Below are 18,310 nucleotides of genomic sequence, written 5' to 3'. Positions count from 1 at the left end.
CCGCCACCCCCGTCCGCCCCACCCGAGAGGAGGCGACCGCATGTACGAAGGCATCGTCCAGGAGCTGATCGACGAGCTCGGCCGGCTCCCCGGCATCGGTCCGAAGTCCGCCCAGCGCATCGCGTTCCACATCCTGCAGACCGAGACGTTCGACGTCACCCGGCTCGCCGAGATCCTGCTCGAGCTGCGCGGCCGTGTGCACTTCTGCGACATCTGCGGGAACGTGGCGGAGGAGGCGACCTGCGGGATCTGCCGCGATCCGCGCCGCAGCCGCGCCGTCATCTGCGTCGTGGAGGAGGCGAAGGACGTCCCGGCGATCGAGCGCACCCGCGAGTTCCGCGGGCTCTACCACGTGCTCGGCGGCGCGATCAGCCCGATCGACGGCATCGGCCCGGATCAGCTCCGCATCCGCCAGCTGCTGCAGCGGCTCGCGGACGGCGAGGTGCAGGAGGTCATCATCGCGACCGACCCGAACCTCGAGGGCGAGGCGACGGCGACCTATCTCTCGCGCATGCTCAGCACCCTCGGCATCCGCATCACCCGTCTGGCCTCCGGGCTGCCCGTCGGCGGAGACCTCGAGTACGCCGACGAGATCACCCTCGGCCGCGCCTTCGAGGGCCGCCGGCTCGTCGAGAACTGACGCGGCCGCCGGAGTCGCATGACCGCTCCGGCATGCGGTCGACCGGTAGACTCGCCCGTCGGGTCGCGACGGCGGTCCAGCCACCGACACGGGAGCAGCACGTGAGCCTGATCGTCCAGAAGTTCGGCGGGTCCTCCGTCGCCGACGCGGAGAGCATCAAGCGGGTCGCGAAGCGGATCGTCGCCACCAAGCAGGCGGGCAACGACGTGGTCGTCGCCGTCTCGGCCATGGGCGACACCACCGACGACCTGCTCGAGCTCGCCCACCAGGTCACGCCCATCCCCGCCCCTCGCGAGCTCGACATGCTGCTCTCCTCGGGCGAGCGCATCTCGATGGCGCTGCTGGCGATGGCGATCAAGAGCATGGGCTTCGAGGCCCGCTCCTTCACCGGCAGCCAGGCCGGCATGATCACGGACGCGCAGCACGGCGCCGCCCGCATCGTCGACATCACCCCGGTCCGCCTCCGCGAGGCGCTCGACGAGAACGCCGTCGTCATCGTCGCGGGCTTCCAGGGCTTCAACCGCGACACGAAGGACATCACCACCCTCGGCCGCGGCGGCTCGGACACCACCGCCGTCGCGCTCGCCGCGGGACTCGGCGCCGACACCTGCGAGATCTACACCGACGTCGACGGCGTCTTCACCGCCGACCCGCGGGTCGTCAAGAAGGCCCGCAAGCTCGATCGCATCACCAGCGAGGAGATGCTCGAGCTGGCCGCCGCGGGAGCGAAGGTGCTGCACATCCGCGCCGTCGAGTTCGCCCGCCGCCACGGAGTCACGCTCCACGTGCGCTCCTCCTTCAGCCCCAATGAGGGCACCATCGTCTACAACGCCGAGACCGCCGGCGCCGAGCAGAACGGACAAGCCGTGGAAGAGCCCATCATCGCCGGAGTCGCCGCCGACCTGAACGAGGCGAAGATCACCGTCGTCGGAGTCCCCGACATCCCGGGCAAGGCCGCGCAGATCTTCACGATCGTGGCCAAGACCGGCTCCAACATCGACATGATCGTGCAGAACGTGTCGGCTGCGGCCACCGCCCGCACCGACATCTCGTTCACCCTGCCCAAGGCCGACGGCCAGACGGTCCTCATGGCTCTCAACGCCGAGAAGGACGAGGTCGGCTTCGAGTCCCTGCAGTACGACGACCAGATCGCCAAGCTCGCGCTCGTGGGCGCCGGGATGCGCACCAACGCCGGCGTCTCCGCGAAGCTGTTCCGCTCCCTCTACGAGGCCGGGATCAACATCGAGATGATCTCCACGAGCGAGATCCGCATCTCGGTCGTCACCCGCGCCGACACCGTGAACGAGGCTCTGCGCGTCGTGCACACCGCCTTCGGGCTCGACGCCGAGGACGAGGCCGTCGTCTACGCCGGCACCGGCCGCTGACGGCCGGACACCCTCGCGATCCGGCCGTTCCTCCCGAGCGGCCGGACCGACCGGTACCCTCTCCCTCGATCCCCCCGCCACGAGCGGCCCGCGCGCCGCACGGACGAAAGAGCACAGCATGAGCAGCACCCCCCTCCACGTGGGCGTCGTCGGCGCGACCGGCCAGGTCGGGAAGGTGATGCGCCGCCTCCTCGAGGAGCGCGACTTCCCGATCGCGTCCATCCGCTTCTTCGCCACCGCCCGCTCGGCGGGCACGACGCTGCCGTTCCGCGGCGAGGACGTCGTGGTCGAGGACGTGGAGACCGCCGATCCGTCGGGGCTCGACATCGCCCTGTTCTCGGCCGGAGCCACGGGATCGCGCGCGCAGGCGCCCCGCTTCGCCGCGGCCGGCGTCACCGTGATCGACAACTCCAGCGCCTGGCGGATGGACCCCGAGGTCCCGCTGGTCGTCAGCGAGGTGAACCCCCACGCCATCGACCAGGCGGTCAAGGGCATCATCGCCAACCCCAACTGCACCACGATGGCCGCGATGCCGATCCTCAAGGTCCTCGACCGCGAGGCGGGGCTCACGCGCCTGATCGTCAGCACCTACCAGGCCGTGTCCGGCAGCGGGCTGGCCGGAGCGAACGAGCTGGCCGGCCAGGTCCGCGCCGCCGTCGCCGACGAGCACCTGCTCGACCTAGTGCACGACGGCTCGGCGGTCGACTTCCCCGCGCCGGACAAGTACGTCGCCCCGATCGCCTTCGACGTCATCCCCTTCGCGGGGAGCCTGGTCGAGGACGGCTCGAACGAGACCGACGAGGAGAAGAAGCTCCGTAACGAGAGCCGCCGCATCCTCGAGCTCCCGGAGCTGCTGGTCTCGGGCACCTGCGTGCGCGTCCCCGTGTTCACCGGCCACTCGCTCTCCGTCAACGCCGAGTTCGCCTCCGCCCTCAGCCCCGAGCGTGCTCGCGAGTTGCTGGCCGACGCGCCCGGCGTCGTGCTGCGCGAGGTGCCGACTCCGCTGGAGGCCGCGGGCAAGGACCCGAGCTTCGTCGGCCGCATCCGCGCCGACGAGGGCGCCCCGGAGGGACGCGGCCTCGCGCTCTTCATCAGCAACGACAACCTCCGCAAGGGCGCGGCCCTGAACGCCGTGCAGATCGCCGAGCTCATCGCGGCGAAGCAGCCCGTCTCCTGACCGGCGTGGACGGGGCCGGCGCTGAGCGCTCCGGCCCCTTCCGGGTGGAAAAGCCGCGAATTTGATGGGGGAGCGGGGCCCCTCCCCGCCGCGGCGTCCGCGGGCGAGCGTAAACTCGACTCTCGTGAACTCCTCGGAACCGGTCGACGTCGCCCTCATCGGTGGGGGCATCATGAGCGCCACGCTCGGCGCCCTCATCACCCAGCTGCAGCCCGACTGGACGATCGCCGCCTACGAGCGCCTCGGCGACGTGGCGCAGGAGTCGTCGAACCCGTGGAACAACGCGGGCACCGGTCACGCGGCCCTCTGCGAGCTGAACTACATGCCCGAGGCGGCCGACGGCTCCGTCGACCCGGCCAAGGCGATCCAGATCAACGAGCAGTTCCAGATCTCGCGCCAGTTCTGGTCGAGCCTGGTGGAGTCGGGCGACATCCTCGAGCCCTCCAGCTTCATCAACCCGGCGCCGCACATGACCTTCGTGCACGGCGAGGCCAACGTCGAGTACCTCCGGAAGCGCTACGAGGCGCTCAAGGACCAGCCGCTGTTCGCCGGCATCGAGTTCACCGAGAGCGTCAAGACCATCCACGAGTGGGCGCCCCTGCTGATGGAGCAGCGTCCCGCCGGCGGCGGCCCCTACGCGGCGACGCGCATGCCGGCCGGCACCGACGTCGACTTCGGCTCGCTGACCCACCAGCTGTTCGACCACGTCGTCGCCCACGGCGGCACGCTCGACACCGGCCGCGAGGTCACCGACATCACCCGGCAGAAGGACGGCACCTGGCGCCTCGACCTCAAGCAGGTCGTCGGAGGCACGCCCCAGTCGGTGACCGCCCGCTTCGTCTTCGTCGGCGCCGGCGGCGGTGCGCTGCACCTCCTGCAGAAGTCGGGCATCCCCGAGATCAAGGGCTTCGGAGGCTTCCCGATCTCGGGCCAGTTCCTCCGCACCGACAACCCCGAGCTGGTCGCCCGGCACAAGGCGAAGGTCTACGGCAAGGCCGCCGTCGGCGCGCCCCCGATGTCGGTGCCGCACCTCGATGCGCGCGTCGTCGACGGCGAGTCGTCCCTCCTCTTCGGCCCCTACGCGGGCTTCACGCCCAAGTTCCTGAAGCGGGGCTCGTGGCTCGACCTGCCCCTGTCGATCCGGCCGCACAACATCGGCCCGATGCTCGCGGTCGCCCGCGACAACCTCGACCTGATGAAGTACCTGATCGGCGAGGTGCTCGCCGGCCGTGGCAAGAAGATGAAGGCCCTGCGCGAGTTCCTGCCCACCGCCCGCGACGAGGACTGGTACCTGATCACCGCCGGCCAGCGCGTCCAGGTGATGAAGAAGGACGAGAAGAAGGGCGGCGTGCTGCAGTTCGGCACCGAGGTCATCACCGGAGGGGACGGCACGATCGCCGGCCTGCTCGGCGCCTCGCCCGGAGCCTCGACCGCCGTGCCGATCATGCTCGACATCGTGCAGAAGTGCTTCCCCGACCGGATGAAGGCCTGGGAGCCGCGGATCCGCGCGCTGGTGCCGAGCTACGGCTCGACCCTCAACGACGCGCCCGAGAAGGCCGAGCAGACGGTCACCGCGACCGCCGAGACGCTGGAGCTGTCCGCCTCGGTCTGATCGGCTGCGATCCGTTCGAACGTATGTTCTAATGGCTCCATGAGGTGGAGCGGGCAGTCGATCGGCACGGCCGACGAGGCCGCCCTGCCCGGCCTCGTCAAGCTCACCGACCTGGTGCGGACGGTGCGCACGCCGGAGTTCGAGGGCGTCACCTTCTACGAGGTGCTCGCGAAGTCGGCGCTCAACCGCGTGCACACCTCCTCGAAGATGCCGTTCGGCTGGAGCATCAACCCGATGCGCGGCTGCACCCACGCCTGCACCTACTGCTTCGCCCGGCCCACGCACGAGTACCTCGAGTTCGACGGCGGCCGCGACTTCGACTCGCAGATCGTCGTGAAGGTGAACGTCGCCGAGGTCCTCACCCGGGAGCTCGCGAAGCCGAGCTGGGAGCGGCACCCCGTGGCACTCGGCACCAACACCGATCCGTACCAGCGCGCCGAGGGCCGCTACCGGCTGATGCCGGGCATCATCGCCGCGCTCGCCGCCTCGGGCACCCCGATCTCGATCCTCACGAAGGGCTCGCTGCTGCGGCGAGACCTGCCGCTGCTCCGCGAGGCCGCCGAGCACGTCCCGGTCGACCTCGGAGTGTCGATCGCCGTCTACGACGAGGGCCTCCAGCGCTCCGTCGAGCCGGGTGCGCCGACCGCGGCGGCCAGGCTGGCGACGGTCACCGCGGCACGGGAGGCCGGCTTCGACTGCTCGGTGTTCCTGATGCCGATCCTGCCGTTCCTCACCGACACCCGGGCGCACCTCGACGAGTCGCTCCGGGCCTGCCGCGAGGCGGGCGCCAGCACGATCATGTACTCGACTCTCTACCTCAAGCCCGGGGTGAAGGAGTGGTTCCTGCAGTGGCTCGGGCAGGAGCACCCCGAGCTGGTCGACAAGTACCGAGCGCTCTACCCGGGCCGCGACGCCTACGCGCCTCTCGAGTACCGGCGCTGGCTCTCCGCGCGCATCCGCCCGCTGATGCGCGCGCACGGGCTCGAGCGCGGCGAGGAGGACCCGGCCACCGGCTCCGTCAAGTCCTCCGCCCTGAATTCGCTGGGGACGCTGCGGACCCTCGGCGGCGAGCGGCGCTCCCTCCAGCACGACGGGCTGCTGGTCGGGGAGCTCGGGCCGGAGCGCGCCGCGATCCTGCCCGGCGTCGGGCAGCCGACGCTGTTCTGAGCCGGGGGCGGGCCCGGCCGCGGCTAGGATCGTCCGCATGGTCACCCGCTCCGGTGAGCCCTCGGGCTCCTCCGCCCGGAGCGCCCGCGACGCGCCACCCCGTGCGGTCCGGCTCGGCCTGCTCGACCCGCGCGAGGACCTGCTCGCGGCGACGAGCGCGTGGATCCGCACCCACGCCCCGGACTTCGAGGTCGTCGTGGCCGCCTCCACCTGGCACGACCTGGTGACGAGCGATGTCTTCCCCACCCAGGTGGTCGTGATGGACGTCGAGCTGCGCGAGCCGATCTCGATCGAGGCGCGGATCCGGACCTGCCGGGCGGCGGGAGCCGCGGTCGTGGCGCTCTCCGCGAGCGAGGACGACGAGGTCCGCGAGCGCGCCCTGAAGGCCGGAGCCGTGCGGCACCTGGCGAAGTCGCGCCTGCTCGCTGAGGTGATGGAGCAGACCCGCGCTGCTCTCGAGATGCGCTCGGCCGACGTCTCGTCCGCGCAGTGGCGGCCCCTGCCGTCCGGAGTCGCGGCGCAGCAGCGCCCACGGCTCAGCGCCGGCGAGCTGGAGGCGCTGCGCCTCTACGCGTCCGGATCGAGCACCCCCGAGGTCGCCGCCAAGATGAACGTGCAGTTCGAGACCGCAAAGACCTACCTGCAGCGAGTGCGCCGCAAGTACGTCGCGGTCGGCAGGCCCGCGAGCCGCCGGGCCGACCTGATCCGCCGCGCCGGCGAGGACGGGTTCCTCCCGTGACCGGCCCCTGCTCACCCCGGGGGCCCCGCCCCCGGACCCGCCCCGAGGAGACCTGATGGCCAAGCTGTACTTCCGCTACGGAGCGATGAACAGCGGGAAGAGCACGTCGCTCCTGCAGGCCGCGCACAACTACGAGGAGCGCGGGCACCGGGTGCTGCTGGCCAAGCCGGCCGTCGACACGAAGGGCGAGGAGCTGATCGTGTCGCGGCTCGGCGTGACCCGTCCGGTGGACATCCTGTTCGAGCCCGACGGGGACCCGGTGGCCGTCTTCACCGCCGCCCGGGCCCGCGTGCTGGCCGAGTCGAAGCGCGACGTGAGTGCTCTGCTCGTCGACGAGGCGCAGTTCCTGCCGGAGTCGCACGTCGACGATCTGCTCCGGATCGCCATCCTCGAGAACGTGCCCGTCCTGGCGTACGGCATCCGCACGGACTTCCGCACCGCCGCGTTCCCGGGAAGCAGGCGGCTCCTGGAGATCGCCCACAGCCTCGAGGAGCTGAAGACGATCTGCCGGTGCGGGCGCAAAGCGATCTTCAACGGGCGCGTCGTGGACGGCCGCTTCGTGTTCGACGGCGATCAGGTCGCGATCGACGGAACGGCGGTCACCTACGAGTCGCTGTGCGGCGCGTGCTACCTCCAGGAGAGCCGCGGCCGGCTCCGCGGGTGACCGGTCGAGCGTTCCTCACCGGCGCGACACCCCTCCGAAACGAGGAAGTGGGTAGCCTGACGACGTGACAACACCGGAAACGGAATTACGCCTTTCGAAGCAGCAGGAAAGGTCGGGGGAAACGATGACGGCGCAAGGGGCACCGCTGAGGCGTCGGCCGTCGTGGGAGCAGGACTACCGGCGACGGCTGCTCATCACGGACGTCGTCGCGATCGTCCTCTCCGTCTTCGGCACGCAGCTCTTCTGGTTCGACCTGAACCTGAACTCGGACCTGGGGTTCAAGAACCCCGCCGACATCGCGGTCAGCTACACCTGGGTGTCCGTCGCCCTGTCGGTCGGCTGGCTCCTCGCCCTCCAGGTCTTCGACACGCGCGACCGCCGGATCGTCGGCACCGGCTACGTCGAGTACCGCCGCGTCGTCGACGCCTCCATCTGGCTCTTCGGCATCGTCGCGATCATCGCCTACCTGCTCCAGATCCTGCTCGCGCGCGGCTACATCATCACGGCGTTCCCCGCCGGGATCGTGCTGATCTGCGTCGGCCGCCTGGTCTGGCGCTCCTGGCTCACCCGGCAGCGCCGGGCGGGCCGCTTCTCGAGCCAGGTCGTGCTCCTCGGCTCCCGCGCGAGCGTCCTGCACACCGCACGCGAGCTGCGCCGCGGCACCGAGGCCGGCTACAAGCTCGTCGGCGCCGTCTCGACCTCGGTCGGCGGTGCGGACGCGCTGCGGAGCGAGCAGGAGCTCTCGGGCCTCGCGGTCCACGGGTTCACCGGGATCGACGGCGTCCGCGCCGTGATGGACGCCACCGGCGCCGACACGGTGGTCGTCACGAGCTCCGACGAGCTGGCGCCGCAGCGGATCCGCGAGCTGAGCTGGACGCTCGAGCCCGGGCGCGAGCACCTCGTCGTGGCGCCGAGCCTCACCGACATCGGCGGTCCGCGCATCCACACCCGCCCCGTCGCGGGCCTTCCGCTGATCCACGTCGAGACCCCGCGCTTCGACGGCCGCCAGCGGTTCGCCAAGCGCCTCTTCGACATCCTCGCGTCGACCATGCTGATCATCCTCAGCGCGCCGGTGCTCGTCGTCGTCGCCGTGCTGGTCAAGGTCACCAGCCCCGGGCCCGTGCTCTTCCGGCAGGAGCGCATCGGTCTGAACGGCGCGACCTTCGAGATGCTGAAGTTCCGCTCGATGGTCGTCGACGCGGAGGCGCGACTGGCGGCTCTCGCGTCGCAGCAGCGTGCGGAGGGGAACTCGATCCTCTTCAAGATGGCGAAGGACCCGCGCGTCACCCGGGTGGGCGCGATCCTCCGGCGCTTCAGCCTCGACGAGCTGCCCCAGTTCCTGAACGTCTTCCGCGGCGACATGTCCCTGATCGGCCCCCGCCCGCCGCTGGCCCGCGAGGTCGAGCAGTACGAGGAGCACGTGCACCGCCGCTTCCTGATGAAGCCGGGCATCACCGGGCTCTGGCAGGTCAGCGGACGCTCGAACCTCTCGTGGGAGGACACCGTCCGCCTCGACCTGTACTACGTCGAGAACTGGTCGATGACCGGCGACATCGTCATCCTCTTCAAGACCGCGCGCGCCGTCCTCGCCCGCGACGGGGCGTACTGATCGCCGGGGGGAGGGGCGCCGAGCCCCGCACCCTGTCCGTCTCGGTCCTCGAGACCCCGTTCCGCGTGGTCTTCGGACGCGGCGTCGGCGACGAGGACGCGGCGCGGATCGCCGACAGCTGGGCCGCCTGCGCGTCCGAGCCCGACGCGGGAGCACGCGACGTCCTCGCCGAGGTGGGGCACGATCCCTCCGTCCCGGTCGACGGCTCGCCCCGGGTCTCGAGCGCCACGCTCGCGCAGCTCGAGGAGTCCCTGACCTCGACCCTGACCCTCGAGGCGATCGGCGCCCGGCGCGCCGACCTGCTGATGCTCCACGCCTGCGGGATCTCCGACGAGTCCGGCCGCGTGCTGGCCTTCGTCGCCGCCTCCGGGACCGGCAAGACCACCATCGCCCGGACGCTCGGGTCCCGCTTCGGCTACGTCACCGACGAGACGGTCGGCGTGACCCCGGAGGGGCGCGTCCTGCCCTATCCCAAGCCGCTGTCGGTGAAGCCGCTGACCGGATCGGCGCCGAAGGCGCAGCTGGCCCCCGGGTCGCTCGCCCTCCGACCGGTCCCGGAGGCGCCCCTGCGTCTGGCGGGCGTCCTCCTGCTCGAGCGCCGCGACGGCGTCGGGACGCCCTTCCTCGAGCACGTCGACCCGGTCGACGCGATCGAGGATCTGGTGCCGCAGACCTCGTACCTCTCGGCCCGACCGCGGCCGATCGCCGATCTCGTCCGCACCCTCTCGGCGCTGGGCGGCGTCCGGCGACTGGTCTACTCCGAGGCCGCGAGCGTGGTGCACCTGGTCGAGGAGGTCTTCGCGTCCCTCGGCGCCGAGGCCCCGTCCGCCTGGTCCGACGTGGTCTCCGTGCAGCTCGACCCTGTGGGCGAGGCCCTGCCCGGCACCGTCCTGCGCACCCCTGCGGACGACGCGGTGGAGCTCGCCGACGGCCAGCTGCTCGTGTTCTGCGGCGGCACCCTCGTGCGCCTGTCCGGCATCGGCCCGACGATCTGGCGCCACGCCGGCCGGGGCTCCGATCTGCCCGGTCTCGTCGCCGCGGTGCTCGAGGAGGCGGGCCCGCCGCCCGCCGGCGTCGATGCGGAGGCGGTCGTCGAGTCGGCGGTCGTCGAGCTCGAGGGCCTCGGAGTGATCACGAGAGGGACTCCGCCGGAGCCCACCCCCGACAGGTGGCACGGTTGACGCGCCTGGCGCCGAGGGCGCGGAAGCGCTGTGTCAGAATTCGGAAGAACCCGTCGCCGGCGCCCGCCGCGTGATCCGTACCAGCGAAGGAAATCTGACTCTGTGGAACTTCGAGACGTCCTCCGGCTGCTGCGCGACCACTGGATCCCGATCGTCGCGGCGATCCTCCTCGGCACTCTCGTCGCCTTCGGCTGGTCGCTGACGCAGAAGCCGCGGTACGTCGCCGACTCGCAGGGCCTGGTCTCCGTCGCCACCACCGGTGCCGACGACAGCCAGGCGATCTACACGCAGCAGATCGCGCAGTCCGTCGCCAAGTCGAGCCTCGCCACGTACGTCCCGATCGCCACCTCGCGCGACGTGGCGCAGATCGCGATCGACAGCCTCGGCCTCGACGTCTCGCCCGCCACGCTGATCTCGGCGATCACGGTGCAGGCCGACACGGTCGCCCCGGTGATGAAGGTCAGCGCCACCGCCTCCACCCCCGAGGGCGCGCAGAAGCTCGCCGACGCCTGGGTCGCGGCCATCGCCACCAAGGTGCAGCAGGTCAACCAGGAGACGGGCGTCGGCGACACGGTCTCCCTCACCGTTCTGCAGGCCGCGGCGCTCCCGTCCTCGCCGGCGTTCCCGAACCTGCGCCTCGTCCTCGCGGTCGGCGCGCTCGCGGGCCTCGTCCTCGGTCTCGTCTACGCGTTCGTCCGCAACACGCTGGACCGGCGCATCCGCACCGCCGAGATGGTCGAGCGCCTGTTCGACCTCCCCGTGGTCGGCACCCTCCCCGTCGACAAGCGCCTCAGCGAGACCAACCGCATCGTCCCCGAGGCCGACACGACCGACTACATCAAGGCCGACGGCAAGCACGCACTCGCCGAGGCGCTGCGCGAGCTCCGCACGAACCTGCAGTTCATGAACATCGACAGCCCGCCGCGCATCATCGTCGTGACGAGCCCGCTGCCCTCGGACGGCAAGTCGACGGTGACCGCGAACCTCGCGGTGACGCTTGCCGCCTCCGGCCAGCGGACCGTCGTCGTCGATGGCGACCTCCGCAAGCCCACCGTCGCCAAGTCGTTCGGCCTCGTTCCCGGCGTCGGCCTGACCGACCTGCTGATCGGCAAGGCGGAACTGCAGGACGTCCTGCAGCCGTGGGGCCCGTCCGGCAACCTCTGGGTGCTCGGAGCCGGGTCGATCCCGCCGAACCCGTCCGAGCTGCTCGGCTCCAACGGCATGGACATCCTCCTGCACGAGATCGCTCGCGAGGCCATCGTGATCGTCGATGCGCCGCCGCTCCTGCCCGTCACGGACGGCGCCATCCTCACCGCCCGCACCGACGGCGCGCTCGTGGTCATCTCCGCGGGCAGGACGACGACCGACGAGCTGGGCAAGGCGATCCAGAACATCGAGCGGGTCAGCGGCCACACCCTCGGCGTGATCCTCAACCGCGTGCCCGCGCGCGGCCAGGTCGGCCGGGGCTACGGCTACTACTACACGAGCTACTACGGCTCCGAGCGATCGGGTGCCCGCCCGGACACGGCCGTCGAGCCCGAGCCCGCGTCGACCTCGGCCTGAGCGCCCCGCGATGATCTTCCCGGGAGACGACTCCGCCCGCCCCGCCCGCCGGAGCTGGCGACCGGACGAACCGGTCGCCGCCTCCGCCGCCCCCGTCTTCACCGTGCTCTCGGTCTGCACCGGCAACATCTGCCGGTCGCCGATGGCGGAGCAGCTGCTGCGCGCCGCACTCGCCGACGCGACATCACCCGCGGGAGGTCCGCTCTTCGCGTTCACGAGCGCCGGAGTGAGGACGCGCGACGGACTGCCGATGGACCCGGTCTCGGCCCGCTTCTCGGCTCAGCACGGGGGAGACCCGGCCGCGCACACGAGCGCGGTGCTCGGCGACGCGATCGTCGGCGACGCCGACCTCCTGCTCACGATGACGCGCGACCACCTGGTCGACGCCTCCCGGCGCTTCCCGTCGCTCCTCCTCCGCGGCTTCACGCTGCTCGAGTTCGCCCGCGTGCTGCCGTTCGTGCTGCGGGAGGTGCCGCTGCCGACGGTCGAGGACCCCGCCGCGCGGCTCCGCGCCGTCGTGCGGCTCGCCGCCGCCCACCGCGGGCGCGCCCCGCGGGGCGAGGGCGGCGACGACATCGAGGACCCGATCGGCCGCAGCGAGGCCGTGCACGAGCGCGTGGCGGCGCAGATCGCGGCGGCTGTCGCCGACGTCTCCCGCGATCTGAGAGCATTGGCGCGGCGGTAGTCGCGCGTCCGCGGGCGCGCTGACGCCTCGCCGCATCGCATCGCTCCTCCTCACCGTCGCGACCGCGACACGAACCCGCCACGATTCGGAGAACCCCTGTGAAGCTTTCTGTCATCGGCTGCGGCTACCTCGGTGCCGTCCACGCTGCCGCCATGGCCGAGCTCGGCCACGACGTCATCGGCATCGACGTCGACCAGAAGAAGATCGACGCCCTGGCCGCCGGCACCGCGCCGTTCTTCGAGCCCGGCCTCCCGGAGCTGCTGTCCTCCGGCGTCGCCTCCGGGCGCCTGCGCTTCTCGACCGACATGGCCGACGCCGCCGGTGCGGCCGTGCACTTCGTCGCCGTCGGCACCCCGCAGAAGCCGGGCGAGAACGCCGCGGACATGACCTACGTCGACTCGGCGATCGACGGTCTCCTGCCCTACCTCGAGGCGGACTCCCTCGTCGTCGGCAAGTCGACCGTCCCCGTCGGCACCGCCGCCCGCCTGGCCGACCGCATCGCCTCCTCCGGTGCGACCCTCGCCTGGAACCCCGAGTTCCTCCGCGAGGGCTTCGCGGTCAAGGACACGATCAGCCCCGACCGGCTCGTCTACGGCGTGCCCGCGGGCGAGGCCGGAGCAGCGGCGAAGGCGACCCTCGACGAGGTCTACGCGACGGCGCTCGCGGCCGAGACCCCGCTCGTGGTCACCGACTACGCCACCGCCGAGCTGGTGAAGGTCTCGGCCAACGCCTTCCTCGCGACCAAGATCTCGTTCATCAACGCGATCGCCGAGATCGCGGAGGTCACCGGCGCGGACGTCACGCAGCTCGCCGACGCGATCGGCTACGACGTGCGGATCGGCCGCCGCTTCCTGAACGCGGGCATCGGCTTCGGAGGCGGCTGCCTCCCGAAGGACATCCGCGCCTTCTCTGCCCGCGCCGACGAGCTCGGCGTCGGCGAGTCCGTCGCCTTCCTCAAAGAGGTCGACGCGATCAACCTGCGTCGCCGTCAGCGCGTCGTCGACCTCGTCACCGAGGGCCTGGGCGGCTCCGTCGAGGGCCGCCGCATCGCGGTGCTCGGTCTGGCGTTCAAGCCGGAGTCGGACGACATCCGCGACTCGCCGTCGCTCGACGTCGCCGCTCGCCTGCACGACCTCGGTGCGACCGTGGTCGCGACCGACCCCGAGGCGATCGAGAACTCGCGCCGCCGCTACCCCGAGATCACCTACACGACCGACGTCGACGAGGCGCTGGCCGGTGCCGACGCCGTGGTCGTCGTGACGGAGTGGAAGCAGTTCCGCGCCCTCGACCCCGCGGCCACGGCGGCGAAGGTGGCCAACACCTTCCTCGTCGACGGTCGCAACTGCCTCGACCCCGCCGCCTGGCGTGCTGCCGGCTGGGAGTACCGCGGCCTCGGCCGCTGACGCGGCGGAGCCGTCGTCTCAGCGGACGCGGCTCGGCTGATCCGCCACCACGCCGGAGGTGCCGCGGAGGGGGATGTGCGCGAAGGCGTCGTCCCACTCCGCCGCCCTCCGGCGTCGTCGTGCGCGGACGACCATCCGGAGCAGGACGCCGGCGACCGCGCCGAGAAGCGCGCCGGAGGTGTTCATCACGACGTCGTCGACGGTCGCGAAGCGCGCCGAGAGGAAGAGCAGCTGGCCCGCCTCGATCAGCGAGCTCACGACGGCGCCGACGGCCACAGCGACCCACGCCCTCCGGAGCCGCAGGTTGAGGGCCAGGAGCAGCCCCAGGGGCACGAACAGGGCGATGTTGGCGGTCGACTCGATGAACGCGTAGTCGACCATCGGGAGGCCGTGCCGGGCGAACCAGGAGGTCACCCGGCCGAGATCCCCCCGCACTCCCGCATCGACGGGCGTCGGCCAGAAGGCGATGGCTGCGAGCGCGACCACGTAGGGCACGCTGATGGCGAGGGTGAGGCGGGTGAGCGACCGGGTCACGGTGCTCCTCTCGTCGGTCGTCGGGCGGGGGCGGCGACGACGGCGGAAGAACAGTCTCGCTCCCGGCTGCTGGGATCGGGCCGGGAGGCGCGGGGGAGTGGGCTGGAGGCACGCCCGTGCGCAGGACGCTCGGGACGCCGTCAGGGGTGCTCGAGCCGGAGAGCGCGGGGCGGTGATCGCGCCGGCTCCGTCGTCGACCAGGCTCCGGCCCGGGCGAGCATCCGCCTGCGGGCGAGCCCCGCCACAGCAGAATTCCGAGAACGCCCCGGGAACGACGAAGCCCGGCCGGATCATCGATCCTGGCCGGGCTTCTCACCGGTCGGGGTAGCGGGATTCGAACCCACGACCTCCTCGTCCCGAACGAGGCGCGCTACCAAGCTGCGCCACACCCCGGTGTGCTCATCACGGAGAACCGCTCACGAGCCTCGACAATAGTAGCCGATTTCCGGACCGCCGTCGGACACCCCTCGTCAGGCCGCCGGAGTGAGCGTGACGAGGGTCACCTCGGGCCGGCAGGCGAAGCGCACCGGTGCGTAGATCGAGGTGCCGACTCCGGCGGACACGTTGAGGTACGAGCTGCGCAGTCCGTTGTCCCACGTCGTCGAGCCGGCGACCTTGTCGCGCGGGATGTCGCAGTTGGTGACGAGGGCGCCGAAGCCCGGGACGCAGACCTGCCCGCCGTGCGTGTGCCCGGCGAGGATCACCTCGGCGCCGCGGGCGACGAAGTCGTCGAGGATGCGCTGGTAGGGCGCGTGCGCCACGCCGATGCTGACCCCGGCCGGTCCGTCCTCCGCGCCGCGCAGCTCGTCCACGGCTCCGGCGACGAGGTCGATGCGGTCGAGGCCGATGTGCGGGTCGTCGACGCCGAAGAACTCGATGCGCGTCCCCTTCACCGTGATGCTCTCGGCGCGGTTGTTGAGGTCCACCCACCCGAGCCCGTCCGAGAAGAAGCCGGTCAGCCCGTCGGTGTCGAGATCGGCCTCGTGCTGCTTGGGGTTCTTGGAGGGGCCGACGAAGTAGCGGAGCGGGTTCTTGATCCGAGGGCCGAAGTAGTCGTTGGATCCGTTGACGAAGGCGCCGGGGATCCCGGCGAAGGGCTCCAGGGCCCGGCGGATGCCGAGCACGCCGTCGCGGTGGCCGAGGTTGTCGCCGGTGTCGACCACGACGTCGGGCGCCAGGGCGAGGAGCGAGCGGATCCACTCCTGCTTCTTCGTCTGCCACGGGGCCATGTGCAGGTCCGACACGTGCAGGACGCGGATCGGCTCGGAACCGGCGGGCAGCACCGGGAACGACGTGCGCCGGACGGTGAACAGCGTCCGCTCGACGCCGATGCCCCAGGCCGCGGCGACGGCTCCGGCCGCGGCGACGGTCGCGAGGGCGGTGGTGAGGGGGCGACGGGTGCGTCCGGTCATGGGTCCTTCTCTCGCACGTCGGCCGCGAGCGCGGCCGCGTTCATTCTGCCGGACGCTCCCTCGGGAGCAGCCGGGGGTGCAGGGCCTCAGCCCGCGCGGGGCGGGGCGCCCGGTCCGGCGCTGATCTGCAGGGTGATCTCCGCGCCCCGGGAGACGCGCGACCCGGCGGGCGGGTTCGTCTGCGCGACCGTCCCTGCCGGGCGGTCGGAGGGGACCGGAGAAGTGTCGACGCGGACCGTGAAGCCGACGGAGCGCAGGCGTGCGGCCGCCGCAGAGGGGCTCTGGCCGGTGACCTGGGGCACGGCCTCCTGCGGAGCGTCGAGGAGCGAGCGGACGGGAGCCGGGAACGCCGTCCCACCGTACTTCGCGTCGGCGACGCGCATGATGCGCGGCCAGATCTGGTGGCGCACCTGACCGGCGTTCACCCGGTTGAGACTGAATCCGCGCATGGAGGTGAAGCCGGTCACGTTGCCGACCCAGGTGGCGGTGGCGACCTCGGTGCTCGCGCCGACCATCCACGTGTGCAGCGCGTCGTCCGTGGTGCCGGTCTTTCCGATGTGCGGCACCCCGGTGCGGGGGTTGGAGGGGGCGCCGGTGCCGCCCGTCACCACTTGCTGCAGGGCGTAGCCGGCGGTCGCGGCAACCTCCTCGGACATCCCCTGGCTGCACTCGGAGGCGGGCGGCGCGACGTCCGCGCCCGTGCGGTCGACGATCCGGTCGATCGCGATGGGCGTGCAGACGGTGCCCTTGTTCGCGAAGCCGGCGAAGGCCGTGGCCATCGTGAGCGGAGCGATCTCGTTGGTGCCGAGGATGGTCGGCGCGAGCTTCTGCAGCTCGGTCCCGTCGGCACGGTGCACGCCCATCGCCAGCGCCGTGTTGCGGATGCCGCAGAGGTCCAGCTGCTGGGCCATGGCGGCGAACGAGGTGTTGATCGAGCCGGTCGTGGCCTGCAGGGCCGTGGTCACTCCTCCGTTGCCGCCCTCGTCGTTCCCGGGGTTCCAGGACTCGCCGTAGTAGACGCCGTCGGGCTCGCAGCTGTCACGGAAGGTCGTGTAGGCGCGGCGGGTGCCGTCGACGCTCTCGCCGAGCGAGTGCCCCTCCTGCAGCCACTCCGCGAGGGTGAACACCTTGTAGGTCGAGCCGACCTGGAATCCCGAGGAGCCGCCGTACCCGAAGTCGGTGTTGTAGTTGACGCTCGTGTAGTTGGGGCCCGTCAGGTCCGGATCGTTGGAGTAGTCCTTGTTCTGGGTCATCGCGAGGATGCGGCCGGTGCCGACCTCGACCGAGACGCTCGCGCTGCCGATGTTCACGTTCGCCATCGACTTGGGCACCCAGTCGTCGGTGGCCGAGACGGCGGCCTGCTGCAGGTCGGAGTCGAGGGTCGTGTAGATCCGGTAGCCGCCGCGCTTGAACGTGGCGTCGCGCTCGTCCTGGCTCGCACCGAACGCGTCGTCGTTCTTGATGACCCAGGTGACGTAGTCGCAGAAGAAGGCCGCGACTCCGGCCGTCTGGCAGCCGGTGCTCGGCTCGGTGATGTCCGGCGTCACGGGCTCGGCGACGGCCGCCTGCGCCTGCTCGGACGTCACCTTCGACTCGAGGTCCATGCGGGTGACGATGTAGTCGCGCCGGTCCCGGGTCTGCGGGTAGCCCTCCGCGGCGGGGTTCGCCGGGTCGCCGGGCCGGTCGAAGCGGAACTTCTCGGGGTTGTTCACGATCGCGACGAGCGCGGCGGACTGGGCGAGCGAGAGGTCCTTCGCGCTCACTCCGAAGTAGTAGCGGGCGGCCGCCTCGACGCCGTAGACGGTGCCGCCGAACAGGGCGATGTTGAGGTAGCCCAGCAGGATGTCGTTCTTCGGATACTCCTTCTCGAGCCCGATGGCGAGCCGCATCTCCGCGACCTTGCGCTCCGGAGCGGTCTCCGTGGCCTCGCGGTAGGCCGCGTCGCGCTCGATCGGATCGCTGAGCGCCTCCGCCTTCTGCACGAGCACGTTCTTGACGTACTGCTGCGTGATGGAGGAGCCGCCCTGGACGTCCCCGCCCATGGCCGTCGTCGCGGCCGCGCGGACGGTGCCGAGCAGATCGATGCCGCCGTGCTCGTAGAAGCGGGGGTCCTCGGAGGCGACCACGGCGTCCTTCACGAACGGCGAGATCTCGTCCCAGCCCACCTCGACGCGGTTCTGGGCGTAGAAGGAGGCGAGCAGCACGTCGCCGCCGGAGGAGTCCTTCGCGTACACGTCGCTCTTCTCGGCGAGCGTGCCGATCTCGAGGTACTCGGGGAGGTTGTCGAACATCTCCACCGTGTTGCCGGCGGCCATGCCGCTCAGCGCGATCGCCGGCGTCACCGAGGCGGCCACCAGGACTCCCGCGACGACGCTCATGGCGACGATGCCGATCAGACCGCCGACGGCGCCCCCGATGGTCTTCACGACTCTGGTCCCGCCCTGCCCCGACATAGAATCAGCGTAGTCGCCGCGCTCGGACGAGCCGCGGCGCTCATCCCGCCGACGCGCGGCGCTCAGCAGTCGTCCCGCACCGGCCG

15 protein-coding genes and 1 tRNA gene are annotated in these 18,310 nt (G+C 71.5%); 12 read left to right on the top strand and 4 right to left on the bottom strand.

What is annotated here, in order from left to right:
- Positions 1 to 40 precede the first annotated feature (40 nt).
- From recR to C5C35_RS07870, 12 genes are all read left to right on the top strand, one after another.
- Positions 41 to 640 (top strand): recombination mediator RecR, encoded by a 600-nt coding sequence (gene recR / locus C5C35_RS07925; RefSeq protein WP_104222157.1) that lies wholly within the window; start codon positions 41 to 43, stop codon positions 638 to 640.
- 101 nt (positions 641 to 741) lie between these two features.
- Complete coding sequence (locus C5C35_RS07920) at positions 742 to 2,025, top strand: aspartate kinase (protein WP_104222160.1); 1,284 nt, start codon at positions 742 to 744, stop codon at positions 2,023 to 2,025.
- 118 nt (positions 2,026 to 2,143) lie between these two features.
- The gene (locus tag C5C35_RS07915) at positions 2,144 to 3,202 is read left to right on the top strand and encodes an aspartate-semialdehyde dehydrogenase (RefSeq protein WP_104227259.1); all 1,059 of its coding nucleotides are present in this window, start codon (positions 2,144 to 2,146) and stop codon (positions 3,200 to 3,202) included.
- Between the two features lie 64 nt (positions 3,203 to 3,266).
- A complete protein-coding gene (locus C5C35_RS07910; protein ID WP_104227258.1) occupies positions 3,267 to 4,814 on the top strand; it encodes a malate:quinone oxidoreductase in 1,548 nt (515 codons plus the stop codon).
- A gap of 39 nt (positions 4,815 to 4,853) precedes the next feature.
- Positions 4,854 to 5,981 (top strand): Rv2578c family radical SAM protein, encoded by a 1,128-nt coding sequence (locus C5C35_RS07905; protein ID WP_104227257.1) that lies wholly within the window; start codon positions 4,854 to 4,856, stop codon positions 5,979 to 5,981.
- Positions 5,982 to 6,018: 37 nt separating this feature from the next.
- A complete protein-coding gene (locus tag C5C35_RS07900; protein WP_146079007.1) occupies positions 6,019 to 6,720 on the top strand; it encodes a LuxR C-terminal-related transcriptional regulator in 702 nt (233 codons plus the stop codon).
- Positions 6,721 to 6,775: 55 nt separating this feature from the next.
- Positions 6,776 to 7,384: a thymidine kinase gene (locus C5C35_RS07895; RefSeq protein WP_104227256.1), complete on the top strand. Its 609-nt coding sequence runs from the start codon at positions 6,776 to 6,778 to the stop codon at positions 7,382 to 7,384.
- 124 nt (positions 7,385 to 7,508) lie between these two features.
- Entirely contained in the window at positions 7,509 to 8,993 is a 1,485-nt protein-coding gene (locus C5C35_RS07890) for a sugar transferase (RefSeq protein ID WP_104222171.1), read from the top strand.
- A gap of 65 nt (positions 8,994 to 9,058) precedes the next feature.
- Positions 9,059 to 10,174: a hypothetical protein gene (locus tag C5C35_RS07885; protein ID WP_104227255.1), complete on the top strand. Its 1,116-nt coding sequence runs from the start codon at positions 9,059 to 9,061 to the stop codon at positions 10,172 to 10,174.
- A 102-nt stretch (positions 10,175 to 10,276) separates the two neighbouring features.
- On the top strand, positions 10,277 to 11,737 hold the full coding sequence (locus C5C35_RS07880; protein ID WP_181027156.1) for a polysaccharide biosynthesis tyrosine autokinase: 1,461 nt from the start codon (positions 10,277 to 10,279) through the stop codon (positions 11,735 to 11,737).
- Between the two features lie 10 nt (positions 11,738 to 11,747).
- Entirely contained in the window at positions 11,748 to 12,422 is a 675-nt protein-coding gene (locus C5C35_RS07875; RefSeq protein WP_104227254.1) for a low molecular weight phosphatase family protein, read from the top strand.
- A 98-nt stretch (positions 12,423 to 12,520) separates the two neighbouring features.
- Entirely contained in the window at positions 12,521 to 13,825 is a 1,305-nt protein-coding gene (locus C5C35_RS07870; RefSeq protein WP_104222179.1) for a UDP-glucose/GDP-mannose dehydrogenase family protein, read from the top strand.
- A gap of 18 nt (positions 13,826 to 13,843) precedes the next feature.
- On the opposite strand, the gene C5C35_RS17235 is transcribed toward C5C35_RS07870, so the two are convergent.
- The 4 genes from C5C35_RS17235 to C5C35_RS07850 form a co-directional block, all read right to left on the bottom strand.
- Positions 13,844 to 14,359, bottom strand: coding sequence for a VanZ family protein (locus C5C35_RS17235; RefSeq protein ID WP_258059527.1), 516 nt, complete (start codon positions 14,357 to 14,359; stop codon positions 13,844 to 13,846).
- A gap of 319 nt (positions 14,360 to 14,678) precedes the next feature.
- Positions 14,679 to 14,752 (bottom strand) — tRNA-Pro (locus C5C35_RS07860).
- 77 nt (positions 14,753 to 14,829) lie between these two features.
- Positions 14,830 to 15,771, bottom strand: coding sequence for a metallophosphoesterase (locus C5C35_RS07855; RefSeq protein WP_104222183.1), 942 nt, complete (start codon positions 15,769 to 15,771; stop codon positions 14,830 to 14,832).
- Positions 15,772 to 15,857: 86 nt separating this feature from the next.
- Positions 15,858 to 18,224, bottom strand: coding sequence for a transglycosylase domain-containing protein (locus C5C35_RS07850; RefSeq protein WP_104262898.1), 2,367 nt, complete (start codon positions 18,222 to 18,224; stop codon positions 15,858 to 15,860).
- Positions 18,225 to 18,310: the final 86 nt, after the last annotated feature.

The sequence above is a fragment of the Rathayibacter sp. AY1F8 genome (assembly GCF_002932165.1).
In the GTDB taxonomy this organism is placed as follows: domain Bacteria; phylum Actinomycetota; class Actinomycetes; order Actinomycetales; family Microbacteriaceae; genus Rathayibacter.
The sequence above is the reverse complement of the archived record's forward strand: the minus strand, read 5'-3'. Positions and strand labels throughout refer to the sequence as shown.

Bases quoted from the DNA above. Each gene is read 5' to 3' on its own strand.
- recR (WP_104222157.1), top strand. From the start codon at position 41: ATGTACGAAGGCATCGTCCAGGAGCTGATCGACGAGCTCGGCCGGCTC.
- C5C35_RS07915 (WP_104227259.1), top strand. From the start codon at position 2,144: ATGAGCAGCACCCCCCTCCACGTGGGCGTCGTCGGCGCGACCGGCCAG.
- C5C35_RS07910 (WP_104227258.1), top strand. From the start codon at position 3,267: ATGGGGGAGCGGGGCCCCTCCCCGCCGCGGCGTCCGCGGGCGAGCGTA.
- C5C35_RS07905 (WP_104227257.1), top strand. From the start codon at position 4,854: ATGAGGTGGAGCGGGCAGTCGATCGGCACGGCCGACGAGGCCGCCCTG.
- C5C35_RS07900 (WP_146079007.1), top strand. From the start codon at position 6,019: ATGGTCACCCGCTCCGGTGAGCCCTCGGGCTCCTCCGCCCGGAGCGCC.
- C5C35_RS07895 (WP_104227256.1), top strand. From the start codon at position 6,776: ATGGCCAAGCTGTACTTCCGCTACGGAGCGATGAACAGCGGGAAGAGC.
- C5C35_RS07890 (WP_104222171.1), top strand. From the start codon at position 7,509: ATGACGGCGCAAGGGGCACCGCTGAGGCGTCGGCCGTCGTGGGAGCAG.
- C5C35_RS07875 (WP_104227254.1), top strand. From the start codon at position 11,748: ATGATCTTCCCGGGAGACGACTCCGCCCGCCCCGCCCGCCGGAGCTGG.
- C5C35_RS07855 (WP_104222183.1), bottom strand. From the start codon at position 15,771: ATGACCGGACGCACCCGTCGCCCCCTCACCACCGCCCTCGCGACCGTC.
- C5C35_RS07850 (WP_104262898.1), bottom strand. From the start codon at position 18,224: ATGTCGGGGCAGGGCGGGACCAGAGTCGTGAAGACCATCGGGGGCGCC.